This is a genomic window from Mucilaginibacter lappiensis (genome assembly GCF_050433765.1).
GTDB classification, from domain to species: Bacteria; Bacteroidota; Bacteroidia; order Sphingobacteriales; family Sphingobacteriaceae; genus Mucilaginibacter; species Mucilaginibacter lappiensis_A.
The window spans coordinates 174,167-199,625 of record NZ_JBNPWP010000008.1; the positions used below are offsets into that span (position 1 = coordinate 174,167).

A 25,459-nucleotide genomic window follows, 5' to 3' on the forward strand; every position below is an offset into this window, starting at 1 on the left:
CCTATCCGCTGCTACATCAGTTGTTCCTCTTTTATTTTGCCTGTTTGTAAGTTCATGGTCAAAAAGTCGAAATGGTTCCAGCCATTCATTATTTGACCGTCTTTTAACTCTGTTATACTTGTTCCTGTGAAGTTAACCTCCTTGCCAGTTTCATTATGCTTAGCTTTTACGGTACACAATGCTGTTACATAATCACCTTCATTCAGAATTTTATCAACAGTTACCTGAATGTCTGAATAGGCGCTTTTAAAAGCTTTATAAAAGGGTTTAAACCCTGCCGGGCCAATAAGTGGTTCAGCTCCCAAACCATGAGCTTTTCCTTGCGGATGCAATAGCTCATCAATAGCATTTTCATTACCTTTATTCCATACTTCATCATACCAACGAAGTATTATATTGTTGTTTTGATTGGCCATATAATTGGTTTTTAGGTGGTTGGTAATATCAATCTAATTTAAATAATTAATTCTGTTAATTGTCTTCTTACGCAGGTACTACGTGGTTGTGATGCAACCAACTTGTATTTTTCTTAAATTAGTTCTAAACTTTTCTTCTATAAACCAATAAAATACGGTGTCGCAAAGTCACCCTTAATTTGTCTTTTCCGGCCTCTATAATATTTAAACAAGCATACTATGTTTGCTTTATCAAAATCAAACTACAAATCATCTATTTAAAAATCAACCAAATGAATACAGCAGAAAAAGTAACCATTACAGTAGAAGCTACCGTGAATGCACCTATTGAAAAAGTTTGGAATTTATGGACCAATCCTGAGCATATCATTAACTGGAACAATGCATCGGACGATTGGCATACACCCCGCGCAGAAAACGATTTACGGGAAGGTGGGAAATTCCTTGCGCGTATGGAAGCCAAAGACGGAAGTTTTGGTTTTGATTTTGGCGGTGTGTACGATAAAGTAAAAACAAATGAACTGATTGCCTATACCATTGGTGATGGTAGAACAGTAAAAGTTTCTTTTACCCAAAATGGCAATACAACAAAGGTGACTGAAACTTTTGAAGCAGAAAACACACACTCCATTGAGATGCAGCAAGGTGGCTGGCAAGCTATTTTAAACAGTTTTAAAAAGTATGCAGAATCAATAGCTAATTAACTATCAAAAAAATGAAAACTAAAATAAATAATAGTATAGCATTTATTTGATTTGGGAGCTGAAGGATATAAGCTTTTAATTTTAAATAATTCAATATAAACAGCAAAGCCTGATACAAAAGTATTGGGCTTTGCTGTTCATAAGCATGTGATTTAATATAGTAAATTATGGTTTTGAGTTGCTATATTTTCCATTTTTTTAGCTTCCAGAACTGCTTAAATATCAGGCATGTATCAGTATTTTAAAGTTGATTTAGGTAAGCGAAACATAAAAAAAGAGGATACTTGATGAGTATAAATGAGTTAAGGCTAATTTATTTGTACTCGATTTGCAAAATCGAGAGCTTTTATATATATTGCATCAATCAATTATTATCCCAATTTTAATGTTTAACTTATTGAATAATAACTGTTAAAATGCAAAGTAGACCTTCTGCAGGTGTAATTTGACTTTTTACGAGTGTTAATTATAAATTCGTTAATTGTAAAATTTATTTATCCCGATAAATCAAAGTCAAATTCGTCAATAGTATGAAGGCGATAGTTCATAGCCGATAAAAAAAACACTTTCTTCCGGAACTAAATAAGCGAGCCGGATGGAGGAAATAAGAAACGGAGGTCCCATACAATTTAGGAATTTATTAATTAAGTATCGTGAAATTTTTAAAGTTATAAATTTTGTTCCCTGCAAAAGTTCAAAATTGAAAGCAAATTAAACTACAATAACTTTAACCTTATGTTATGAATGAATGCATTCTTATCATCGACGACGAGGATATAATAAGGGGCGTCGCTGCTAAAATATTAAAAAATGCAGGCTATAATATAATACAAGCCAACAACGGAAAAACCGGAGTTAGTTTAGCCTCGCAAATGAAACCCGACCTAATATTATGTGATATTATGATGCCGGAATTAGATGGTTTTGATGTTTTGCAACTACTAAGCAAAAGTCCGGAAACAGCCATTATCCCTTTTGTTTTTTTAACAGCCAAAACCGAGCAGATGGATTTTAGAAAAGGGATGGAAATGGGTGCTGATGACTATATAATTAAGCCATTTAATCAAAAAGAGCTCCTTAACGCAATTGAAGGCAGATTAAAGAAAAACGAAATACGAAAAGTATCTTTTACCAAAGCGTTAAAAAATCTGGAGAGCCTGGCAAACAATTCAAAAGATGAAAAGGCCGAACTAAAGGCTTTAATAGCAAGCCGCAAAATACGTCAGGTTAAAAAAAAGCAGATCTTGTATTATGATGGAGACCAGCCTACCGGTATATATTTGATACTTGATGGCTGTATTAAAACAATAAAATTTTCAGATGACGGGAGAGAATTTATGACTGGATTATACAAAACTGATGATTATTTAGGTGTAAATGCGCTGCTGTTAAATGAAGCATTTAAAGAAACAGCGATAGCTATTGAAGATTCAACGGTATGCTTGCTTCCTAAAGATATTATTTTATCATTGCTTACAAAATATCCAGCCATCAGTCAGCAGTTTTTAAGGATACTTTCAAACAATATATCCGAGAAAGAAGACCAAATGCTTGAGCTTGCCTATAATTCGGTAAGGAAACGATTAGCACAAGTATTGTTGCGGTTAAATAAACAATCTGATGATCCAATATTGTTGAAAATATCCAGGGAAGAGCTGGCCGGCATGGCAGGTATGGCTTTGGAAACAGTTAGTCGTACTTTAACCAATTTTAAAGAAGAAGGATTGATTGATAAAAAAAACGGACATATTACGATACTGGAACACGATCGTCTTGAAAAAATAAAAAATTGATAACTATCCTACTTATCATTTTAACAGCAAAGCAGTAATGGCAGGTTTATTGTTTTATGATAAACAATGGCTTTGCAGATAAACCAGTTTCTCTCCGAAACGGTTTAAACCTATTTTACATTTTGATTACTTCATTAAAAAGCCAATGTGCTTTTATAAACATTAAAACCGCAACATTTTATTTCTATTACCTTTTTTTCTGACTTCCGCCTGATAACGCATGGATATTAGTTAGTTATTTATTTTGACTGCTTAGCTATAATGGGCGTGATTAATCTCATTATTAAAAGTGATGACGGTCACAGTAAACCTCATATTGGGTAACGATATTAGTTGTGATCACAATAACCAATTATAAGATAGAAAATTAAAAATCTATCTGATCACTGTTCAGGATTTTAATAAAACTAAATTTTATCAATATAAAGTTCATACAAAAAAATAACGCTTATGTGTGGAATAGTAGGTTATATCGGGTTTCGCGAAGCTTGGCCGATAGTGATTAAAGGTTTAAAAAGATTGGAATACCGTGGTTACGACAGCGCTGGTGTTGCAATTATAAACAACAACGGATTTAATGTTTACAAAAAAGCCGGAAAAGTTTCGACCCTCGAAGATTTTGCCAGCGACAAAGACCGAAGCGGAAGTATCGCTATAGGGCACACCCGCTGGGCCACTCACGGAGCCCCGTCTGATGTTAATTCCCATCCGCATAGTTCAAATGATAATCGTTTACATATTATTCATAACGGTATAATTGAAAATTACTCCACACTTAAAGAAGAGTTAATTAGCCGTGGGCATGAGTTTAAAAGTGCTACCGATACTGAGGTTTTAATTCATTTGGTAGAGGAAATACAAAAAATAGAACAAATTGATTTGATGGAAGCGGTTAGGCTTGCTTTAAACTCAGTAATTGGCGCCTATGCTATAGTAATTATAGACAGGGAAAACCCTGGTCAATTAATTGCTGCAAGAAAAGGTAGCCCATTGGTTATTGGAGTAGGGAGTGGCGAATATTTTATTGCCTCTGATGCCACACCAATTGTTGAATACACTAAAAATGTGATTTATTTAAAAGATAATGAAATAGCATTAATAAAGCCCAATGAGCTTTTAATCAGGCGCCTTGATAATGTGATCCAAACCCCTTTGATACAGGAACTGGAGCTCAAGCTGGAGGCTATTGAAAAAGGAGGCTTTGACCACTTTATGTTAAAGGAAATATATGAACAGCCACGATCTGTAAAAGATTGTATGCGCGGTCGTATCAATCTAAAAGACGGTAAGATAGAATTAGGTGGTATTAAAGAGTACGCCGATAAATTAAAAAATATTGAACGGATAATAATTGTTGCCTGCGGTACTTCATGGCACGCAGGTTTAACAGGTGAATATTTAATTGAGGAATATGCCCGTATCCCCGTTGAAGTTGAATATGCTTCAGAGTTTAGGTACCGTAATCCTATTATTAATGAAAAGGATGTAATAATTGCCATATCCCAATCGGGCGAAACAGCAGATACCATGGCAGCTATTGAAATAGCAAAAGAAAAGGGCGCAACAATTTTTGGAATTTGTAATGTTGTAGGGGCATCTATACCACGTATTACACACGCAGGTGTTTATACCCATGCCGGTCCCGAAATTGGCGTAGCTTCAACAAAAGCATTTACTGCTCAGGTAACCGTTTTAACCCTGATGGCACTTTATATTGCTCAGCAAAAAGGAACCCTTCCAGTATCTAAATTAACCAGCCTTTTAACCGAATTGAATAGCATACCTGATAAAATACAAACAGTTTTGGCTACCGATTATTTAATTAAAAATATTGCTGCTAAAGTTAAAGATGCAAAAAATTGTCTGTTTTTAGGGCGTGGCAGTGGTTTTCCGGTTGCTTTAGAGGGCGCTTTAAAATTAAAAGAGATATCCTATATTCACGCAGAAGGTTATCCTGCTGCCGAGATGAAACACGGCCCGATTGCATTAATTGACGAAAAAATGCCGGTTGTTTTTATTGCCACAAAAAACTCTTCATATGAAAAAGTGATTAGTAATATACAGGAAGTTAAAGCTCGCAAAGGAATAGTTATAGCCATAGTAACCCAGGGTGATACAGAGGTTAAAAAAATGGCCGATTACTGTATTGAAATACCTGATGCGGACGAAGTCTTTTTGCCTTTGCTGGCAACTATTCCGTTACAGCTGCTTGCTTATCACATTGCGGTAATGCGTGGTTGTAATGTTGACCAGCCCCGTAATCTGGCTAAATCGGTAACTGTTGAATAAGTTAATGTGTGTAATAAAGCTCCCATAAATGCAGCGTTCTCTACAGGTAAATTACCAGGCAGTAAACTATCTCACCTGCAAATAAAATTCTCAAAATACTTCATAAATGCAATGCTAAGAATCAATTAAAATTCTTAGCATTTTTTGTTTAATGGCACTGACCATATTGCCCGCCTGGTGCCTTTTTATAGCCCTCGTAATTAATTCCAGTTAAGTTTAACGGGGTTAATACAGATGTAAATTCTGCCATCATCGCACCGGTAATCTCCACTATTTTAAGTCCCTTCAAGAATTTTCTTTTTTCTCCGTTGATGGATTATTTCACTAATTTATTTTTTCCAAAAAAAAAGTCATTTTAGGTACTCATAAACCTAAAAACAGCCTTGATAATTACTCAGAACAAGGCGTTTTTTTTACATCTTTTTTACAGCATGTGTAAACTACACCTCGGTTTTCTTTACACTTTATGTAAAAAAATAATGTGGTTTTACAATTTAATTTCAATCGTGAAAATCAATATGTCATTGATGGCCAAATAGATATATTTGATATGTAAAAGCAAAAGAAATATATAACCAATAAACCTTATTACACATGATTATGAAAATACTAACTCGAAGTTCCGTCTTGATACTGCTGGTGATAAGCGCCTGCGCTCCAAGAAGAGATCTGGTTTATTTTAGCAACATGGCCAATACCACTACAACAAATGATGCACAAAACCCGGAAGCTCGTATCCGTCAAAATGACATTGTTAATATCACAATGAACAGCTTAAGTCCTGAATCGAATTTACTATTTACCAGCAAAAATATTTCGCCGGATGCTACTTTAAAAGGCTACCGGGTAAATAAAAGCGGCAACATACATTTACCATTAATCGGCGACTTTAAAATAGAAGGAATGACCATTGAAGAGGCTCAGTCAGGGATTGCTGCTGCATTAAGTGAGCATGTGAAAAAACCCGAAGTGGAGATACAAATTGTAAATTTCAAAGTTACGGTTATAGGCGAAGTTAATAAGCCCTCTACATTCATAATAACCGATGAAAAAATAAACCTGCTTGAAGCTTTAGGAATGGCCGGAGATATGACGGTATATGGTAAACGGGATAATGTATTAATTATCCGTACCGAAGACAATCGTAAAACCATGAAAAGGCTAAATCTGAATAATCAGGAAACGTTGAATTCGCCTTACTTCAATCTTAGGCAAAATGATATTGTTTACGTTGAGCCAGATCGGTCTAAAGCGGTTGAATTTAGTTCAAATACCCGGATAGCACCAATGATAATAGCTTCGATATCAGCCGCCGCCGTTTTAATTGCCGTGCTGCTAAAAAGATAAGAACCAATAAAACTATTGACCAATGTTAAAAACTGATGTTATGGCAACCAATTTTATTTATAAGCCCGCTGTACACACTAATTATAAGGATATAATTATGCCATATTTAAAACAGTGGTATTTATTTTTAATAACATTAATGGTCAGTTTGGGGATTGTTTGGCTTTATCTTGATTTTTCAACACCACAGTATAAAATAAGCAGCACTTTGCTTATACCTGATGATAAAAAGGGCGATGGCGGCCTGCTCAAGGCCACCGCTTTTAGTGATCTCAACATGTTTCAGGAAACCAAAACGGTAGATAATGAAATGGAGATTTTACGGTCCAGGGATTTGATTTATACAGCACTAAAAAACCTTAACCAGGAAACCAGATATTATGAACTCAAAGGTTTTAAAACCACAGAGCTCTATGGAGATGAGATTCCCTTTAAAGTTACGGTGAAAAAGCTTAACAAGCTGGCTTACTTAAGAAGGTTACAGCTGCAAAGTTTATCTGAAAATACATTTTTGTTACAAGATGGGCCGTTAAGCTGGATATATCGTTACGGCCAGGTGATCAGGCACAAGGATTATGTGTTTAAAGTAGATAAGGGGCCGGCCTTTGCCGAGCTATCAGGAACAATTGAGATAGAGTTTAAAAATTTATACCGGCTGGCTGCAGCTTATAGTGCGGGAATGTTAAACGTTAATCCCGTATTAAAGGAGTCTAATACCCTAATCTTAAGTCTGATAGATCCGGTACCTTCAAGGGGGGTGGATATTCTGACAAATATTATCAATACCTATAATATTGAAAATGTTCAGAAAAAGAATGTAATGGCTGTTAACACCATTTTATTTATTGATAAGCGATTAAAAGCAATGGAACAAGACCTTTCTACTGCCGAAGGGGGGATAGAGGCATATAAGCAACAAAATGGAGCAGTTGATGCGAACAGCGGCGGCACACAGATCAATTTAACAAAATCTGCAGAATATAGTCAATTGCTGGAAACATCAGATGTACAGCTTGGTATAGTAAGATCTATCGAAAGTTATTTAAGTCAATCTGATAATCAGTTTAGTGTAGTGCCAAGTACCATGGGATTAAAAGACCCTGTGCTGAATACTTTAATAAGCCGCTTTAACGATCTGCAACTGGAAAGAAACAGGATGCTGAACAGCGCTAACTTAAGTAATCCGCTGGTTCAAAACCTGAGTGATCAAATTGCTGCCCTGCGTGTGAATATCAAAGAGAACTTAAGTAATATCAAGAAAGGCTTTATTATAGAGCATAACCATCTTAAAGCAAATTCTGCACAGTATGATTCCAGGGTGCGCTCTGTACCTGCACTTGAAAGAGGTCTGTTACAGCGTAGTAGGGAACAAAGCGTTAAAACTTCATTGTATCAATATTTATTACAAAAAAGAGAAGAAACAGCCTTGTCATTATCTGCAACAATCCCAACCTCGCAGTTGGTTGATAAACCAGCTTTTGATCCCAACCCAGCATATCCAAAACAACCTTTAATGTACCTGTGCGGTAGTATTCTGGGGTTACTATTACCCACCTTGTTTATTTATACCAAACAACAATTTAATGTAAAAGTTAAAGATGCAGCAAGTTTAAACAGCATAACAGGCGTAAGGATATTAGGCGAGCTTAGCCACAATGAGGTTAAAAGTCCAATAGCCATACACAAAGGCAGTAATTCTGTTATTTCCGAGCTGTTTAGATATATCCGCACTAACCTGGGGGTAACAAATTCTAATTCGGGCAATAAGGTTATGCTTATCACCTCCTGTATGAAAGGCGAGGGCAAAACATTTTTTAGCATCAATTTGGGTTTAACACTGGCATTACTTAATAAAAAAGTATTAATACTTGAGTTTGATCTGCGTAAACCTGATCTGCTTCAAAAATTGGGGATCATGCAAAAAAAGGGTATTACAGACTTTTTGCAGGGAGATACCGAAGGGCTTTTTGATTGCATTCAGCCTTATAAAAATGCCGATAATCTTTATGTATTGGGTTGCGGTTCAATACCCCAGGATCCTGCAGAACTGCTGATGGATCAGCGTATGGATCTGCTGTTTGACTGGCTAAAAACCAAGTTTGATTATTTAATTGTAGATACTTCTCCGGTTGGGTCTGTTGCCGACGCTTTTAGCCTGGCCCCGTATGCTGATCTGAGTATTTACCTGGTACGTTACAATTACACCAATACACAGCAATTAGATATCCTGCGGGATATTCATGATAATAAGAAATTAAAAAACCTAACAGTGGTTTTTAACGATGCAAAAAAAGAGAACCGTCAGGCTTATGCCTATGGTGGTTATGGTTATGGTGCCACAAAAGGCAGCAAATAGTATACAGTTATAGTTTAACCGGTTTTGAACCGGCGTGTAATTCAAAATTAATATTTTAAAAGCTTCGCCATGTAAGTGGTATGGCGAAGCTATATAAGCACTTGAATAAACCAATTATTAAATATTTTATTTAGCCGAACCCCATGCAGTCATGTAATAGTTATTCTGCATGAAAATTATCTCCACCCGGTCTTAACCGGTAACCTAAATAAGTAGCGTGTATTTTTTAAGGCAATGGCATCATGTAAGTGATATGGCGAAGCTATTTGCTTGCCTCAAGCTTTGATCAATTCCTAATTCAACATTATAAAAATCTAAACCTGGCACAATGAATTTAAATGAAAAAAAATGGCTGGTTGTTTACACCAGACCACGATGGGAAAAGAAAGTTGACACATTGTTAAAACAGCAGGGTATTGAATCATATTGCCCGGTACGCCAGGTGCAAAACCAATGGGCCGATCGCAAAAAAGATGTCAGCCTGCCATTATTTAACTCCTATGTTTTTGTGCGGGTTAACCTTCGCGATGAGGCCGCTGTACTTTATTGCATGGGCGTAATGGGATACGTTTATTACATGCAAAGGCCCGCCGTAGTACGCGATAATGTTATTGATGAAATCAAAAAGAATTTAGCGCTTTATAAGGACTTAGAGGTTGTTAACCTTGAAGGTGTGTCTGTTGGAGACCGTGTTCAGGTAAAACAGGGCGCATTTGTTAATCAACTTGGCCAGGTTGTTCAAATACAAGGCAAAAATGTACTCATGATTTTTGACAACATCCATTGTGCACTGGTAACCCGAATCCCCTTTCAACACATCACCATACAAAACTTAAATCAGGATAATAAAAATGCTACAAAATAAGTACAAAATAGGGATCATCGGCCTTGGATACGTCGGTCTCCCGTTAGCGGTAGAATTTGCTAAACAATATAAAGTGTTTGGCTATGATATCAATTCTAAACGGATCGATCAGCTTAAAGCAGGCTGGGATCATACCAGGGAAGTTAATGAGCAAGATTTAACAGCTGTAATTACCCCGGTTTGTACCACACCAAAAGGGCTGTATTTCACTGACGAAATTGAAACGTTAAGGGCTTGTTCTGTTTACATTGTAACTGTACCTACTCCGGTTGATAAAAATAACAGGCCAGATTTAAGCCCGTTGATCAATGCGAGCTTATTGATTGGTAAAGTACTTAAACCGGGTGATATTGTTATTTACGAATCAACAGTTTATCCCGGAGTTACTGAAGATGAATGTATGCCTGTACTTGAAAAAGCATCCGGCTTGCGTTATAATATTGATTTTTTTGCTGGTTACTCACCAGAAAGAATTAACCCGGGCGATAAGCTTCATACTGTAGCAAATATCCGTAAAATCACCTCAGGCTCCAATGCACAAACAGCCGAAATTGTAGACGCACTTTATAGCTCTGTAATTACTGCCGGCACATTTAAAGCCGATTCTATTAAAGTAGCCGAAGCAGCAAAAGTTATTGAAAATGCCCAGCGTGATATAAACATCGCTTTCGTAAATGAGCTGGCAATGATTTTTAACAGGCTTGGAATTGATACACATAAGGTTTTGGAAGCGGCAGGAACCAAATGGAATTTTTTAAATTTTCGTCCCGGACTTGTTGGGGGCCATTGTATTGGAGTTGATCCGTATTACCTGGCTCAAAAAGCTCAGGAAGCAGGCTATCATCCCGAAATTATATTGGCAGGGCGCCGCATAAACGACTCTATGGGGGCATACGTTGCAGATCAGCTTATTAAAAAAATGATCTGTAAAGGAACTTCCCTGATTGAGGCCGAAGTTTTGGTACTTGGCTTTACGTTCAAGGAAAATTGCCCGGATGTACGTAATACCCGCGTAATTGATATTGTACGCCGGTTAGAAGAATATAAGGTTAAAGTGCATATACATGACCCCTGGGCCAATGCCGATCAGGCTAAACATGCTTACGGTATTATCTGCGAAAACGGCGAATCCAAGGACCGCACCTATGATGGGATTTTGCTGGCTGTTGCACACGAAGAATTTAAAGACATGGACCTTAAGGCCCTTTGTAAACCTAACGCAGTCCTTTATGATTTAAAAGCCTTTTTACCTGACAGTATAGTTAACGCACGCCTTTAAGTTTATTGATATGGGTTTTAAAGAAAAAGCTGTTTCGGGCATGCTATGGTCTATATGGCAACAGTTAAGCGGTAAACTGATTGGCTTTAGCATTTCCATTTTCCTGGCAAGGATACTTGAGCCCGCAGAGTTTGGGCTGATTGCAATGTTATCTATTTTTATTGCAGTAGGGAATATTTTGTTGGATGGCGGCTTAACTGCTTCACTGATCAGAACAACAGATGCAGATCAAAAAGATTTGTCGACCATATTTTATTTTAATCTGGCCGGAAGCACCTTTTTATATTTATTGCTTTTTCTGTCGTCTCCGCTGATAGCTGATTTTTATAACCAGCCTTTATTAAAAGCAGTAGTCCGTGTGTATGGCCTTATCCTGGTCTTGAATGCCTTTTTTGGAGTACAAAGCACCCTGTTGATCAAAGATCTGAAACTCAAGAAACAAACCAGTATTCAGATACCGGCGGCAATTTGTGGTGGTATATTGGGTATTGTACTGGCAAAAATGGGATATGGTGTTTGGAGCCTGGTTTGGATGGGCCTGTGCACTTCGTTTTTATCAACAGCAATGCACTGGATCTATTCCCCATGGCGGCCTTCATTAGTGTTTGATAAGGAATGTTTTAAAAAGCATTTCAATTTTGGCTACAAAATGACATTGTCGGGAATACTGGATACAGTTTATCAAAACATATACTTTATTATTATTGGCAAGTACTTTTCAGCGGTCCAGCTTGGATTTTACTCCCGGGCCGAATCCATTAGCCAATTACCGATCAGCAATATATCAGCAGCGGTTAATAAGGTTGCCTATCCAATGTTCGCCGAGATTTCCAATGATGTTGTACAGCTAAAAAATGTATATAAAAAGCTCATGCAACAAGTGCTTTTCTGGAACGCACCGGTATTGATTTTGTTATGCGTGGTTGCCGAGCCCTTAATTCGCTTTTTGCTGACTGATAAATGGTTGCCTTCGGTACCATACTTTAAAATTTTATGCATTAGTGGTATCATGTACCCCCTGCACTCCTATAACCTGAATATTTTAAAGGTGATGGGCAAAAGCGCTTTATTCCTCAAGTTAGAGATAGTTAAAAAGGTACTCAGTGTGGTTGGTATTTTATCCTTCATCTCATTTGGGATTTATGGCCTGCTTTATTTTCAACTGTTTTTCAATTTTGTGGCCTATTATATCAATTCAATATATAGCGGTGAACTGATCCATTATCCTGTTAAAGAACAAGTTGAAGATATTCTGCCTATCCTGGCACTGGCAGGCAGCATAGGTGTGGCTTGCTATTTTCTTGACCTCCTGCTTGCTCACCTGTTTATACCTGATCTGATCCGAATTATGATCATTGGGATATGCTACGCGCTGTTTTACTATGCTTTTAGCCAGCTGGTTAAACTAACAGCAATGAGAGATTTTAAACAATTAATCCTAAAAAAATGATACCAGTAACCAAACCTTTTCTTCCTTCCGAGAAAGAATTTAAAAGTTATGTAAAAAGTATTTGGGAGCGGCAATGGCTCACCAATAATGGTCCGCTTGTAAATACGCTGGAACTAAAGCTTAAGGAATATTTAGGACTTAATCACATGTTGTATGTTTCAAACGGTACAGTTGCATTGCAGTTGGCCATTAAAGCCCTGGAGTTAAGCGGTGAGATAATCACTACGCCTTTTTCTTTTGTGGCAACTACCAGCACTATTGTATGGCAGGGTTGCAAGCCTGTATTTGTAGATATTGATCCGGAAACATTTAATATTGATCCTGATAAAATTGAAGCGGCTATTACACCACAAACATCAGCCATCCTGGCCACACATGTTTATGGAACCCCATGCGATATAGATGCTATACAGCAAATTGCTGATAGGAACGGACTTAAAGTAATTTACGATGCCGCCCATTGTTTTGGCACCCGGTATAAAAATAAATCAATATTTGAATATGGTGATATAAGTACAACAAGCTTTCATTCCACTAAGTTGTTCCATACAATAGAGGGTGGTGCCGTGTTTACCCGTCAGCCTGATCTGTTAAAGAAAATGGCGCTCATGCGTAACTTTGGCTATTCCGGGGTCGACACTTTTTCTGAGCAGGGTATAAACGCTAAAAATTGTGAATTTCATGCGGCTATGGGTTTATGCAATTTGCCGCACATTGATGAGATCCTTAGAAAAAGGAAATATTTATCGGCTCACTACATGCTCCGCTTAAATAAGCTTGATGTGCAGTTTCAAAAATTGCAGAATATAGATGATTATAATTACGCTTATTTTCCTATCCTTTTTAAAAGCGAAGAATTGATGAAGGAGAGTATGCAGAAGTTGGAACTGGCGCAAATTTATTGCCGCCGGTATTTTTATCCATCCCTATCTACTTTGCCTTATGTAAAAAATGTAGCTATGCCTGTTTGTGATTCTATTGCCAGCAGGATCATGTGTATACCGCTATACCACACCTTAACACTTGCTGATTTAGACATGATTTGCCGGTTATTGTTAAGGGCTCAAAACTCCGATGAAGGCAAGGCGCTTGAATCAAAACACTTTGGAATGTTGATTGCCGATCAGATAGAGTCTGAAATTAATACAGAACCCGTAAAAGTAAATGGTTCAATATGATTAATCAAAATCCTACGGTTAGTATTTGCTGCATTACTTATAACCATGCGCGGTTTATTGCCCATGCTATGGAGAGCTTTGTAATGCAGCAAACAAATTTTCAATTTGAAATTGTTGTAGGTAATGATTGCTCAACCGATGGTACATTAGAGGTTCTTGAAGGATTTAAAAAACAATATCCAGGCAAAATAACACTGGTTTCTACAAAAAAAAATATGGGCCCGCACCATAATATGATCAACGCGCTCAAAGTATGTAAAGGTAAATATATTGCTCTTTGCGAAGGGGATGACTACTGGACAGACTCATGCAAATTACAGAAACAGGTTGATTTTTTAGAAACCAATACCGAGTATATAATTTGCTGTCATTATACCCGGGTAATTGATCATGCCAATAACACCCTGTATGTAAATCCCAAGCCAGTACCCCTGGTACATACTTATCATGATTTGCTTGCGGGGAAACAGGAAGAGACAAAAACAGCTACATTGATGTACCGGAATGTAATTGAGATGCACCAATTATTTAACAGGCCATGGTTTTTTACCTGTTATGCAGGCGACAAAATATTTAAGCTTTTTGCAACCCATTATACCGGCCGAAAAATTTATGTAATGCCCGAAGTAATGAGCTGTTACCGCAATCATGAAGGAGGTGTATGGAGCATGATCAGTGCAAAAATAAGGATGGAACAGATGATCAGTGATTTTAACCTCATCATTAAACACTTTACATACCCGGCAAGGCAAAAAAAAGAGCTGTTATGGTTATACATCAAACGCTACTTATTGTTTGAATTAAGCCACCTGCATGTACGTAAAGCTTATAATACTCTAAAATATCTACTTTAAGCCAATCAGGAATATCTTATATTTTCATGAAAACTTTTTTACAACAAAAACCCCAGGTATTCTTTGTTATTCCTTCTTTAAAAGGAGGTGGGGCCGAAAGAGTATTAATTGCTTTAGCTAACCATTTTAATCAATTAAACTGCACCGCAGTAATTATAGCATTAAACCATGGTGAGCCTGCATACACTATTGATGAGGGTGTAAAAGTTATTTACATGCTTGAGCGCCGGCATAGTACGTTATTACACAGGATATATTATATGTTGTTTACCTTTTTTAAGTTATTGAACCTGTTATTAAGAGAAAAACCAATTTGCGCGCTGTCTTTCATTACCTCTGCAAATATATGGACGGGAATTGCCTGTAGTATTACGCAAACCCCCTTCATTGTTTCGGAAAGGACGTCGCCTAAACGCAGTGTAAATCAATTAAGTTATTTAATTAAACGCCTAACTGCTTTATTGTATAAAAGAGCAGCAGCAGTTGTAGTAGGTGCAAAAGGTGTTGAGGATTGCCTTCGCGAGAATAAGGAATTTAAGAACCTTAATAACGTTTATAAAATAACCAATTCAGTACCTTCTTTTAACCCAGTATCGCCCAGGCGGGTACATCATCGCAAGTTTATACTTGGGGTAGGCAGACTGGAATATGTAAAAGGCTTTGATCTGCTCATAACAGCCTTTAACAATGCTAAACTGCATGATGTAGATCTGCTAATTGTGGGCGACGGACAGGAAAGGACCAACTTATTATGGCAGAGTTATAATGGTGAATTAAAAGACCGCGTAATATTTACGGGGGCCCAAACCAACCTCCAGGATTATTACAGCCAGGCAGAATTATTTGTGCTGCCCTCCAGAAATGAAGGTTATCCTAATGCGTTGGTAGAAGCTATGAGTTTTGGTTGCCCATGCATTGCTGTTGATTGTGAATTTGGCCCTTCGGAAATTATAATTAATGAACAGAATGGTCTTTTAGTTGAAACAGGAAACATTTATGCCATATCCAACGCCATAACCCGGTTAATTAATGACCCTTTGTTAAAAGACAGTTTAGGCAAACAGGCAATGCGTATTAATGATACTAACAATGCCCAACAAATATTTAAACAGTGGGAGAATTTGATTTTGAAGCATGTTCCACAACGTTATCAGCCTGCAGCTCTGAGTTTGTAATGTGTAATTATCAATAAGCAGGTTGCATTAAATTCATAACCCATCAGCTAAGTATTTATGGTACAATATTTAATCCGTCTGGATGATCTGTGTCCAACCAATGACCTAAAGAAATGGGAGCGTTTTTTCAATCTCTTTGATCTTTATGAAATTAAACCAATTATTGCAGTAATACCTGATAATCAAGACCCCAAATTAAGCGTATGCGGAGATCTTAACCCTTATTACTGGTCGCTGGTTCGTCATCTGCAGAAAAAAGATTATATAATAGGCATGCATGGTTTTGAACACCGCTACCAGAATCATAATTCGGGTTTGTTCAGGCTTAATAAACGCTCAGAATTTGCTGGTTTACCATTGTATATCCAGGAACAGAAAGTAAAGGCAGCCGTTTCCATATTTAAACGCGAAGGGGTACACACCCCACTTTTTATTGCCCCGGCGCATACTTTTGACCGTAATACGCTCAAGGCGCTGGATAAGTATTCAGATGTATTGATCATTAGCGATGGGTTATTACGATCACCTTACATAAGGTTTGGTTTTGGATGGGTCCCGGTGCAATTATCAGAGGTAGCCGTAAAATCTAAACACACCTGGACATTTAATTATCATCCGGAAACCTGCACCGATGAGGCATTTGAAAAGCTCGAAAAGTTTATTGCTCAGAATCATAAACACTTTGTTTCCCTGTCCAAATTAACTTTTAAGGACTACACTTTAAAAGATTATGTTAAGGAGCAATACATTATTTATTCGCGGTTGGCACGCAACTTTATAAAAGACCAGATAAGCCGTTTCCGGCGTCTTAAACTGGTAAGATAATATAATCTGATACCCCTATTTGAATGTTTCACTGCATAGTGGAATACAATAACTCACTGTTTTAATATAAATATGATGAACATTCCATTTTCGCCACCCTTTATTGACGAGGCTGTAATTGATGAGGTTGTACAAACACTTCGTTCCAATTGGATCACTACTGGTCCAAAGGTAGCCGCATTGGAGCAGGAGATTGTAAAGCTAACATCATCAAAGGCTGCTGTTTGTGTTAATTCATGGACCTCAGGAGCTATATTGATGCTAAAATGGTTTGGAGTAAAAGCAGGAGACGAGGTTATTGTTCCGGCTTATACTTACAGTGCTACTGCATTGAGTGTTTTGCATTGCGGGGCAACACCGGTAATGGTTGATATTAACGATGATTTTTGCATATCTGCAGATGCTGTCCGCAAGGCTATCACCCCTAAAACAAAGGCAATTATTGCCGTTGATATTGCCGGGTGGCCATGTGATTATGACAAGCTGAATGCAATTATAAATGACCCTGAAATTACCGGGTTGTTTGTTGCCGAATCCTTTAAACAGCGTATCCTGAACAGGATCTTGTTAATTTCAGATGCTGCTCATTCCCTGGGTGCTAAATTTAATGGCTTAGCTGCCGCAAAAAAGAGTGATGTAACCATATATTCCTTTCATGCGGTTAAAAATGTTACAACAGCCGAGGGAGGCTGTATTTGTTTAAACCTGCCTGATCATTTTGATACGGCAGCTGAATATAAATACCTCAGGATGTATACACTTAACGGCCAAACCAAGGACGCGTTTTCAAAGTCATTGGGAGGAGGGTGGAAATATGATATCCTTTTTCAGGGCCTTAAAATCAATATGCCTGATATATGCGCTGCAATTGGACTTGCTCAAATTAAAAAGTACGAAACACAGCTTTTACCTTTAAGAAAGCAGGTTGCGTTGAAATATTATGATGGATTTAAAGATATGGATTGGTTCATTTCGCCCCCGTTAATGGATGAAAACCGCGAATCCAGCTATCACTTATTTCCACTCCGGATCAAAAACATAACCGAAGATCAACGCGACCAGATCATTGAGGATATAACCAGCGATGGTGTTGCTGTAAATGTGCATTTTATCCCCATGCCAATGCTTACTTATTTCAAAAGCCTTGGGTACCAAATTGTCGATTATCCGATGGCTTATCAGCAATATGCCTGTGAAATATCATTGCCGATATATCCACAGTTAACCGGTGAAGAGATCACATTCATTATTAACACTGTTATCAGCGCTGTTAAAAAACAGTTTGCGAATAATCTGGTGCCTGATACAGCAATTGAAAACATGAAACCGGCCAGAATAAGCTTTTAAAATATACACATGATTTTGAAAAGGGCTTTTGACGTTTGTTTTGCATTAACAGGTATTGTACTGTTGATGCCTGTATTTATTCTGATAGCACTATTGATCAGGATAGACTCCAGAGGCGGGGTGTTTTATATTCAGCGCAGGGTTGGCCGCAATGGCATTGATTTTAATTTGTTCAAGTTCAGGACCATGTATGTACATGCTGACCGGATCGGACTTTTAACAATCGGTTATCACGATTATCGTATCACGCCAACCGGGTATTGGCTGCGCAAGTACAAACTTGATGAATTACCGCAATTGTTTAATATCCTGATAGGGCATATGAGCTTTGTGGGGCCAAGACCTGAAGTGCGTAAATATGTAGAGATGTACACCGCGCATCAACAAAGAGTGTTGAGCATTAAACCCGGGATAACAGACCGTGCATCCATTCTGTACTTTAATGAAAATGAAATTCTTGCAGGCGCCGAAGATCCTGAGAAACTATATATAAACGAAATAATACCCTCAAAAATTCAACAAAACCTGGATTACATTGACAAGCATGATATGTGGGTTGACATTAAAATAATATGCCAAACCTTAAAAAGGCTCATCAGTAAATAAATCCTTTATACATCAGTATATGTCACTTAAAAAACTTATTGTTTTTGGTGTAATGGCAGCCTATCTGTATACACTGACCTTTGATATTTTTATGACAAATATTTTCAGGATACCATCTCCGATGGTTTTGGGCCTGTTGCTAACATTATTTGTGAAAGCGCCTATGCAGCCTTTTGCCTACTATAAAGAGACTGCTTTGATAATTGTAGCGATGTTTTTATATGATATTGTAGGACAGGGCGACTATACGGGCTTTTTTGCAAGCGTCATTGTTGTTGTAACCTGTGCCCTTTACTTTAATTATTTTGTTGGCTTAAACAGGCAACGTTTTAATACATCAGTTATAGTGGTATTTGCGGTGTTATCACTCTCCATGATGATCATGGTTTTAGATCATATTTATCCAGGGATTATTGATCCGCTAAGATCAAGAATGCTTGATGATCAAGTTAAACAAAGCCCTGCAGGGCTGGCCATTACCCAGTTTACTTTTGGCTACCAGGTTGCTGCTTTTACGGCTTTTGTTTTTGTGCTTACATTCACTTTCAGACTGCACGTGGTCATTAAAATACTTGCTTTTTGCATTTGTGTAGTATGCCTGTACCTGGGAATGAATCGGTCGGCCTTTGTTAGTTTTACCGGTGCGGTTGTTGTGTTTTTATTTATTTACTACCGTTTTAAGGCGGTTGTTTTTGTGGCCGCCGCCGCCCTTATGTGTTTTGCAATTTATACTTATTTCTTAAAAGATAACCTGGATAGTAAAAACAATATTCTTACAAAAAATGAAGCCAAACAAGCCAATGATTATAACCGGGCAGACATGGCTTTAGAAAATTTGAAAGTTTATGCTGATTATCCCTTTGGTTTGATATTTTATGGTAAGAGCTGGGAAGAGGTAACATACCGTAACCCATTATTTACTTTCGGCCTCAGCTCGCACAATGCTTACTTAATGTTTTTTACATACCTGGGGCCTTTTTTAAGTTTAGGATTACTTGGGGCTATTTACTACAGGATTGTCCGGTTGTTTCGGGAAACTATAAAACATATAAGGTTAAAACCCAATGCCTTATTGTTGCCCCTGTTTTTTTCTTTTATTGCAATATCACTAAATGCGCTATCTCATAATGCCTGGCTAATTAGTGCCGATGGGCCCACGCTGTTTTTATATTTTGCTATTCTGCAAAGTGCAAAAATTACTGAAAATGAGCACAGTGAGGCAACTGTTGATGAGCAAATTATTAGTGAAATGGCCTAATGGCAATTGATAATTTTACAATGAAAAAAAAGATATTCTTGATTGTGGGCTCACTTGGAGCCGGTGGTTCTGAGCGGGTTTATTGGCTGCTTTCGCAATATTTTAATAAAGAGGATTACGCGGTATCTGTAGTGTTTTTAAACGCCCAGGAACAATGTTTTTCAACCCATATTGAAGGTATTGAATTTATTGATCTTAAAACCGTTAAGGCGTCGAGGTCATTTTTTAAACTGTACCGGCTTTTAAAAGCTGCTAAACCCTTTGCTGTTTTTTCAACAACCGATCATATTAATATTTTAACTGCAATGGTAGCTTGCTTTTTAAGGGTGCCAAACCTTATTGCCAGAGCATCCAATAACCCGCAGCAGATGAAACAATTTTACGGGTATAAATCCAGGTTTTATAACCTTTTCACCCGGTTTTTATCTGTTCGGTTTGATTTTATCGTTTGTCAATCAGCTGAAATGCAGCAGTCTATTTCAAAACTATATGGCATTAGTGCAGGAAAATTAAAGGTTATATCAAACCCGGTGCTTCATACACCCATAATTAAAAAGCATTTGAACGGATCAGATCAGAAAAAATTAATAGTGGTGGCTCGTTTAAGCCCTGAAAAAGGCCTGTTCCGCTTGCTTGAAATTATGCAGCAGTTGCCCTCAAATTATATTTTAACCATTGCCGGCGATGGCCCTCTAATGGCCGATTTAAAAGCAGATGTTAATTTACGCAAACTTGATGAGCGGGTTATTTTTTTAGGCGAAGTAAATGAGGTTTCGACCCACGTTGTACAGCATGACCTTTTGGTATCCTGCTCTTTTACAGAAGGTTTTCCCAATGTTGTTTTAGAGGCTTTGGCGCTGGGTGTTCCTGTAGTTACTTTTCGTGTAGGAGGTATAGATGAGCTGATCCGCGAAGGTTTTAATGGCTACGTGGCAGAACAGCATGATATAATAAATTTAAGGAAACTGATTGTACAGGCCTGCTCCCAATCATGGCCGCATGAAAAAATTAAAGCAGACGCATACAACAGGTTTTCTCTTGATAAAATAGGCCAGGCTTATGAAAGCCTGTTACATGAATAATTTAATTATTAAACATTAATTAATATGTGTGGAATTTACGGGTCAACGGTTTACTATAACGACGATATTGTTAGGGCTAAGTTAGCCCGGGTGCATTTCCGCGGACCGGATCATTCTGGTTTTGAACGTATTGATTCTATCATTTTGGGGCACAACCGGTTGGCAATTGTTGATCTGGATCCCCGTTCAAACCAACCATTTACATATAAGTACCTTAAGGTTGTTTTTAATGGCGAGATATATAATTATCAGCAACTGAAATCCAAACTAAAAGTATTAGGGCATACATTTAATACAGACTCAGATACAGAGGTGCTTGCTGCTGCCTACCTTGAATATGGTGCAAATTGCGTAGATCATTTTAATGGCATGTTTGCTTTTGTAATTTATGATGCAAAAGCGCAGAAGCTTTTTGGGGCAAGGGACAGGCTGGGAAAAAAACCCTTCTATTATGCGCATAACGGGCTTGATTTTGAATTTGGCAGTCAACCGGCGCAGATTACAATGAACAGGCAGGTTAATATGGATATGCAAGCTGTTCATGAATATTTTATATGGGGATATGTACCTGAGCCGCGTTCTGCCTGGCAAGAAATTAAAAAACTGCAGGCCGGTTATAGCTTTATTTTTGATTTGCCAACCGGGCATTTTAAAACTGAAAAATATTGGGACCTTGACCACGCAAATTTAAATAGCTATACAGGCACCTATTTACAGGCCAAAGCCGAACTTAAAGGACTGTTGAAAGATGCAGTTAATATCCGTATGCATGCTGATGTACCCCTGGGGGTTTTTCTTTCAGGAGGAATTGATTCTTCATTAATAGCTGCTCTTGCGGCCGCAAACACAAAGCAAATAAAAACATTTTGCATTAAGTTTAACGAGAAGGGGTTTGATGAAAGTGTTTTTGCCGGAAACATTGCTAAACATCTAAAAACTGATCATCACGTGATTGAATGTGATACGGATGAAGGTATGACATTAATTGAAAAATTTGGAGAATACTATGACGAACCATTTGCCGATTCAAGCGCTATCCCTATGCTGTTGCTTAGTAAGTACACTAAAAAATATGTAACAGTGGCCCTTAGTGGCGATGGAGGGGATGAAAGTTTCATGGGCTATTCCAGGTATAAATGGTTAAATATGGCACATCAGTTTTTTAATTGTCCGCTGGCGCTGCGTAGGGTTATGGGTGGCCTTATAAAATTATCACCTGATTATCGCCATAAATTAATTGCGATGGGTATTAGTACCACTACAATTGATATGTTGTATGCGCTGATGCTTGGCGGCCTTGAATATTCCTGGCTTCAACAACCCGAATTAGGATTGAATGTACCCTTTATGGATATACTGTCGGCAGAAAAGGGAAGTTTTTTACAAAAAATGTCGGCCTTTGATACCAAAACTTATTTAAATGGTGATATCAATACCAAGGTTGACCGCGCTTCAATGGCTTTTGCAGTAGAAGCAAGAGCACCACTAATGGATCACCGGGTAGTTTCATTTGCCCAACAACTACCCGATAACTTCAAATTTGGGAAAGGGGTTCAAAAAAGGATATTAAAAGATATTTTATATCAGCACGTTCCCGCTCATATGTTTGACAGACCCAAATCTGGATTTACGATGCCCTTTAGCCAATGGTTCAGATATCAACTTAAGGATTATGTACTTGACCAATTATCCCTGCGCGAACTGAAAAACATTCCGGGAATTGATGCGCAAAAGGCCTTAGATATGGTACATGACCACATGGCTGGCAGATGGAACCGTTTTCCACAAATATGGAAATTACTGGTGTTTAAGCAGTGGCTAAAAAGCCAAAAATCAAGCGCTTTACCGGCGTATCAATTGGTATAAAAAAACAAATCTATCTAATATTTATGATCCAGATTAAAGCAAAGGCACTCCGCTTAATGCCTGTGAATATTATTTGGTTTGCGGGAAAGCCGCAAAAATGGCAGTGTCTTTATAATTATTATAAGCAAAGTGCTTATAACGAAGAGGTTGCAGGTTATTGCAGAGAGGCGTTTTTTACTAAAGTTATAGATATTAGCGCGCCGGCAGAAGTTTTTGAATCCGGGTTTGATCAAAAAACCGTCTACGAGATCAGAAGAGCCGTTAAAGACGGTGTAACAACATCTACCGAGACAGATTTAGCACATTTTGTTAGCTTTTATAATTTATTCGCCAAAACAAAACAGCTGCCAAAACTCAGCGCTAATTTTAATAAATACAGGTCTCGCATCATTATTACCAAGGCTGTTTATAATCAGCAGGATATTGTAATGCATGCATATCTGAGTGATATGAGTATCAAAAGGGTAAGGTTGTTGTACTCGGCGTCACTTTTCAGGAATGAAAACGATACACAGTATAAGGCCGTAGTGGGCAGGGCAAACCGGTTATTGCATTTTAAGGACATGTGTTTTTTTAAACAACAGGGGTTTGAAGTTTATGATTTGGGAGGGTATGCTTCAGGAACAACCAACGAAGCGCTTATGAGGATCAATCAGTTTAAAGATAGTTTTGGCGGTGCACTAATACAAGAGAGTGATTATTTGCCTTTGCCTGCAATGGTGTTAGCCTTTATTAATAAAATGTTTAAAGTATGAAATTGATCAATTTGTTCCAGTTATATTTTGACAAATTATTCATATGCGATAAATGGAATATTGGTTACGTTAATCAAACTCCTGAAAGTCTTATTAACAGCCAAAAATTAAACGGCGAAATAAACTGGCTTCAGGAAGATAGCGCTGATTATGCTGCAGATCCCTTTATCACAAAAATAAATGGCCGCATACATTTATACTACGAAGAGCTTAACTTTTGGAAAGCGAAGGGTGAGATAATGATGACGGATGGGTTGAATTTTAAAAAGAAAAGGAAAGTAAAAGGTATAATGAACAAATCGGTACATCTCTCGTACCCATACCTGTTTACAGTAAAAGATAAATTATACTGCATTCCTGAAACAGCTAATGCGAAGCAGGTTGCTTTGTACCAGGTAGATAAGGATAACCCGCAAAAATTAAAAAAAATACGCGTCATATTAAATGGTAATGATTTTGTGGATAGCTCCATTATATATTATCAGGATAAGTACTGGTTGTTTACCAGCGTATCAGGAAGGCATGGCGAATTGCATATTTTTTACTCAGATACATTGCTGAGTGCATTTAAGCCACATGCTTTAAACCCAATTGCTGTTGATAATCACGTGAGCAGATCGGCCGGAAGTTTATTCATTGTTGAACAAAAACTTTATATGCCAAGCCAAAACCCCGAAAAGTGTTATGGTGGTTCAATCATGATCAATGAAATTACACACATTAATGAAACGGAATTTCAATACCGCACCGCTTTTGAATTATTGCCCAAGTTACCTTATGACCAGGGTTTACATACCATAAATTTTGCAGACGGTTTACTTATTGTAGATGGTAAACGCAGCGTGTTCAATGTGTTTACCCCTCTGAAAAAAATAGTGAGGAAAATCAGGAATTATACTAATGCCAACAATTATGCCTGCGATTAATCAACATGTGCTTTTCGTTTCCATGACTAATGAGGCTAATGGAGCCGAAAATGTATTGCTTATGGCTGCCAGTGCCATTGGTGCACCTATATTGTTTTTGAAAAAGGTAAAAACTGGCGGTTTGCACATTCCTACCGGGCAGCCATCACAGTATGTAACCTGTAAAAGTATGCTTGCTGGTTTTTTAGGGTTGATGAGCTCACTTAAACCTTATCGCAAAGATTTTATTATCATGAGCACCCATCCTTATTTAAATGCTTATCTGGGCTTTTTAAAACGGATTGGTTATTTAAAATCGCAGCTTATTGTGCGTGAATGTACCTCTGTTTTTACCAGGTATGCCGGTTTTAAGAGGTTGAGCTATTTGTTGGCCTATCAATTAGGTTATCCGGGTGTAAACCTTGTTGTTTGCCAAACAAGTTTAATGCGTTACCAATTTTTGCAACATGTAAATTTTATATCGGCTCAAAAAGTTATTGTACAGGAAAATCCCGTGAACCTGGAACAAATTCTTACTAAAGCTAAATCACCTTTAAATGATCCTGATACTGATACTGATTTTATTTGTGCCGCAGGCAGGCTGATCCCTGAAAAAGGATTTTCAATTTTAATTCACGCCTTTAGTTGTATTGAAAAACAGTATCCTGATTTAAAGTTACTGATATTGGGTGAAGGACCCGAAAGGCACTCGCTAATCACCTTAATTGAAACCCTGGGGCTTACAAACCGCGTCATTCTTAAAGGCCGTATTGATAACCCTATGCCTTATTTTAAGCAGGCCAAGGTATGCGTGGTATCATCTATTAAAGAAGGCTTTCCAAATGTTTTACTTGAAATGATGACCATGAATCAGTCAGTTATTTCTACACTATGTGCCGGGGGGATAGAAACCATACCCGGAATTTTGAAAACAAAGGCAAATAGTATTAATGAGCTGGTGCTTACCATAAAAAAAGCACTTTGCAAAGATACCGATAACAAGAGCGAAATAATAAGGCAATACCTGTATAACAGAACGCCTGAAATATTTATCAGCTCTTTATTAAAGAATTTTAACAACGTACCTACCATGAACAACCTTTAGCAAG

The 25,459-nt window shown here is 37.7% G+C and carries 21 protein-coding genes; 20 read left to right on the forward strand and 1 reads right to left on the reverse strand.

The window, feature by feature from the left end; genetic code table 11:
* Window positions 1-11 precede the first annotated feature (11 nt).
* Window positions 12-416 carry an ester cyclase gene (locus tag M2273_RS22425; protein ID WP_429400012.1) on the reverse strand — a complete coding sequence of 135 codons (405 nt, stop codon included), beginning with the start codon at window positions 414-416 and terminating at the stop codon, window positions 12-14.
* Window positions 417-688: 272 nt separating this feature from the next.
* On the opposite strand from M2273_RS22425, the gene M2273_RS22430 reads away from it, so the two are divergent.
* The 20 genes from M2273_RS22430 to M2273_RS22525 all read left to right on the forward strand — a co-directional run bounded on the left by M2273_RS22430 (window position 689) and on the right by M2273_RS22525 (window position 25,455).
* Entirely contained in the window at window positions 689-1,120 is a 432-nt protein-coding gene (locus M2273_RS22430) for an SRPBCC family protein (RefSeq protein ID WP_429400013.1), read from the forward strand.
* A gap of 740 nt (window positions 1,121-1,860) precedes the next feature.
* Window positions 1,861-2,913, forward strand: coding sequence for a response regulator (locus M2273_RS22435; protein ID WP_429400014.1), 1,053 nt, complete (start codon window positions 1,861-1,863; stop codon window positions 2,911-2,913).
* Between the two features lie 450 nt (window positions 2,914-3,363).
* Window positions 3,364-5,202 carry a glutamine--fructose-6-phosphate transaminase (isomerizing) gene (gene glmS / locus M2273_RS22440; protein WP_429400015.1) on the forward strand — a complete coding sequence of 613 codons (1,839 nt, stop codon included), beginning with the start codon at window positions 3,364-3,366 and terminating at the stop codon, window positions 5,200-5,202.
* Window positions 5,203-5,802: 600 nt separating this feature from the next.
* Window positions 5,803-6,549: a polysaccharide biosynthesis/export family protein gene (locus tag M2273_RS22445; protein WP_429400016.1), complete on the forward strand. Its 747-nt coding sequence runs from the start codon at window positions 5,803-5,805 to the stop codon at window positions 6,547-6,549.
* Between the two features lie 40 nt (window positions 6,550-6,589).
* Window positions 6,590-8,905, forward strand: a complete 2,316-nt coding sequence (locus M2273_RS22450) for a GumC family protein (protein ID WP_429400017.1) — start codon at window positions 6,590-6,592, stop codon at window positions 8,903-8,905.
* A 328-nt stretch (window positions 8,906-9,233) separates the two neighbouring features.
* Window positions 9,234-9,770: a UpxY family transcription antiterminator gene (locus M2273_RS22455; RefSeq protein WP_429400018.1), complete on the forward strand. Its 537-nt coding sequence runs from the start codon at window positions 9,234-9,236 to the stop codon at window positions 9,768-9,770.
* Window positions 9,757-11,049 carry a nucleotide sugar dehydrogenase gene (locus M2273_RS22460; protein ID WP_429400019.1) on the forward strand — a complete coding sequence of 431 codons (1,293 nt, stop codon included), beginning with the start codon at window positions 9,757-9,759 and terminating at the stop codon, window positions 11,047-11,049. Before M2273_RS22455 ends, M2273_RS22460 begins: the two co-directional genes overlap by 14 nt.
* 10 nt (window positions 11,050-11,059) lie before the next feature.
* Window positions 11,060-12,499, forward strand: a complete 1,440-nt coding sequence (locus M2273_RS22465; protein ID WP_429400020.1) for a lipopolysaccharide biosynthesis protein — start codon at window positions 11,060-11,062, stop codon at window positions 12,497-12,499.
* Complete coding sequence (locus M2273_RS22470) at window positions 12,496-13,677, forward strand: DegT/DnrJ/EryC1/StrS family aminotransferase (RefSeq protein WP_429400021.1); 1,182 nt, start codon at window positions 12,496-12,498, stop codon at window positions 13,675-13,677. Before M2273_RS22465 ends, M2273_RS22470 begins: the two co-directional genes overlap by 4 nt.
* A complete protein-coding gene (locus tag M2273_RS22475; protein ID WP_429400022.1) occupies window positions 13,674-14,531 on the forward strand; it encodes a glycosyltransferase family 2 protein in 858 nt (285 codons plus the stop codon). The genes M2273_RS22470 and M2273_RS22475 overlap by 4 nt, the downstream gene beginning before the upstream one ends.
* Window positions 14,532-14,557: 26 nt before the next feature.
* Window positions 14,558-15,706, forward strand: a complete 1,149-nt coding sequence (locus M2273_RS22480; RefSeq protein WP_429400023.1) for a glycosyltransferase — start codon at window positions 14,558-14,560, stop codon at window positions 15,704-15,706.
* A gap of 57 nt (window positions 15,707-15,763) precedes the next feature.
* The gene (locus M2273_RS22485; protein WP_429400024.1) at window positions 15,764-16,531 is read left to right on the forward strand and encodes a DUF2334 domain-containing protein; all 768 of its coding nucleotides are present in this window, start codon (window positions 15,764-15,766) and stop codon (window positions 16,529-16,531) included.
* 72 nt (window positions 16,532-16,603) lie between these two features.
* On the forward strand, window positions 16,604-17,878 hold the full coding sequence (locus M2273_RS22490) for a DegT/DnrJ/EryC1/StrS family aminotransferase (protein WP_429400025.1): 1,275 nt from the start codon (window positions 16,604-16,606) through the stop codon (window positions 17,876-17,878).
* 9 nt (window positions 17,879-17,887) lie between these two features.
* Entirely contained in the window at window positions 17,888-18,484 is a 597-nt protein-coding gene (locus M2273_RS22495; protein ID WP_429400026.1) for a sugar transferase, read from the forward strand.
* Window positions 18,485-18,503: 19 nt separating this feature from the next.
* On the forward strand, window positions 18,504-19,742 hold the full coding sequence (locus M2273_RS22500) for an O-antigen ligase family protein (RefSeq protein ID WP_429400027.1): 1,239 nt from the start codon (window positions 18,504-18,506) through the stop codon (window positions 19,740-19,742).
* Between the two features lie 20 nt (window positions 19,743-19,762).
* Window positions 19,763-20,824 carry a glycosyltransferase gene (locus tag M2273_RS22505; RefSeq protein WP_429400028.1) on the forward strand — a complete coding sequence of 354 codons (1,062 nt, stop codon included), beginning with the start codon at window positions 19,763-19,765 and terminating at the stop codon, window positions 20,822-20,824.
* A gap of 24 nt (window positions 20,825-20,848) precedes the next feature.
* Entirely contained in the window at window positions 20,849-22,690 is a 1,842-nt protein-coding gene (gene asnB / locus M2273_RS22510; protein WP_429400029.1) for an asparagine synthase (glutamine-hydrolyzing), read from the forward strand.
* 23 nt (window positions 22,691-22,713) lie between these two features.
* A complete protein-coding gene (locus tag M2273_RS22515) occupies window positions 22,714-23,445 on the forward strand; it encodes a hypothetical protein (RefSeq protein WP_429400030.1) in 732 nt (243 codons plus the stop codon).
* On the forward strand, window positions 23,442-24,371 hold the full coding sequence (locus M2273_RS22520) for a glucosamine inositolphosphorylceramide transferase family protein (RefSeq protein ID WP_429400031.1): 930 nt from the start codon (window positions 23,442-23,444) through the stop codon (window positions 24,369-24,371). Before M2273_RS22515 ends, M2273_RS22520 begins: the two co-directional genes overlap by 4 nt.
* Window positions 24,358-25,455: a glycosyltransferase gene (locus M2273_RS22525; protein ID WP_429400032.1), complete on the forward strand. Its 1,098-nt coding sequence runs from the start codon at window positions 24,358-24,360 to the stop codon at window positions 25,453-25,455. Before M2273_RS22520 ends, M2273_RS22525 begins: the two co-directional genes overlap by 14 nt.
* Window positions 25,456-25,459 lie beyond the last annotated feature (4 nt).

What these genes read in the sequence shown, in the direction of transcription:
- M2273_RS22425 (WP_429400012.1), bottom strand. Translation starts at nt 416, where the DNA reads ATGGCCAATCAAAACAACAATATAATACTTCGTTGGTATGATGAAGTA.
- M2273_RS22430 (WP_429400013.1), top strand. Translation starts at nt 689, where the DNA reads ATGAATACAGCAGAAAAAGTAACCATTACAGTAGAAGCTACCGTGAAT.
- M2273_RS22435 (WP_429400014.1), top strand. Translation starts at nt 1,861, where the DNA reads ATGAATGAATGCATTCTTATCATCGACGACGAGGATATAATAAGGGGC.
- glmS (WP_429400015.1), top strand. Translation starts at nt 3,364, where the DNA reads ATGTGTGGAATAGTAGGTTATATCGGGTTTCGCGAAGCTTGGCCGATA.
- M2273_RS22445 (WP_429400016.1), top strand. Translation starts at nt 5,803, where the DNA reads ATGAAAATACTAACTCGAAGTTCCGTCTTGATACTGCTGGTGATAAGC.
- M2273_RS22450 (WP_429400017.1), top strand. Translation starts at nt 6,590, where the DNA reads ATGGCAACCAATTTTATTTATAAGCCCGCTGTACACACTAATTATAAG.
- M2273_RS22455 (WP_429400018.1), top strand. Translation starts at nt 9,234, where the DNA reads ATGAATTTAAATGAAAAAAAATGGCTGGTTGTTTACACCAGACCACGA.
- M2273_RS22460 (WP_429400019.1), top strand. Translation starts at nt 9,757, where the DNA reads ATGCTACAAAATAAGTACAAAATAGGGATCATCGGCCTTGGATACGTC.
- M2273_RS22465 (WP_429400020.1), top strand. Translation starts at nt 11,060, where the DNA reads ATGGGTTTTAAAGAAAAAGCTGTTTCGGGCATGCTATGGTCTATATGG.
- M2273_RS22470 (WP_429400021.1), top strand. Translation starts at nt 12,496, where the DNA reads ATGATACCAGTAACCAAACCTTTTCTTCCTTCCGAGAAAGAATTTAAA.
- M2273_RS22475 (WP_429400022.1), top strand. Translation starts at nt 13,674, where the DNA reads ATGATTAATCAAAATCCTACGGTTAGTATTTGCTGCATTACTTATAAC.
- M2273_RS22480 (WP_429400023.1), top strand. Translation starts at nt 14,558, where the DNA reads ATGAAAACTTTTTTACAACAAAAACCCCAGGTATTCTTTGTTATTCCT.
- M2273_RS22485 (WP_429400024.1), top strand. Translation starts at nt 15,764, where the DNA reads ATGGTACAATATTTAATCCGTCTGGATGATCTGTGTCCAACCAATGAC.
- M2273_RS22490 (WP_429400025.1), top strand. Translation starts at nt 16,604, where the DNA reads ATGATGAACATTCCATTTTCGCCACCCTTTATTGACGAGGCTGTAATT.
- M2273_RS22495 (WP_429400026.1), top strand. Translation starts at nt 17,888, where the DNA reads ATGATTTTGAAAAGGGCTTTTGACGTTTGTTTTGCATTAACAGGTATT.
- M2273_RS22500 (WP_429400027.1), top strand. Translation starts at nt 18,504, where the DNA reads ATGTCACTTAAAAAACTTATTGTTTTTGGTGTAATGGCAGCCTATCTG.
- M2273_RS22505 (WP_429400028.1), top strand. Translation starts at nt 19,763, where the DNA reads ATGAAAAAAAAGATATTCTTGATTGTGGGCTCACTTGGAGCCGGTGGT.
- asnB (WP_429400029.1), top strand. Translation starts at nt 20,849, where the DNA reads ATGTGTGGAATTTACGGGTCAACGGTTTACTATAACGACGATATTGTT.
- M2273_RS22515 (WP_429400030.1), top strand. Translation starts at nt 22,714, where the DNA reads ATGATCCAGATTAAAGCAAAGGCACTCCGCTTAATGCCTGTGAATATT.
- M2273_RS22520 (WP_429400031.1), top strand. Translation starts at nt 23,442, where the DNA reads ATGAAATTGATCAATTTGTTCCAGTTATATTTTGACAAATTATTCATA.
- M2273_RS22525 (WP_429400032.1), top strand. Translation starts at nt 24,358, where the DNA reads ATGCCTGCGATTAATCAACATGTGCTTTTCGTTTCCATGACTAATGAG.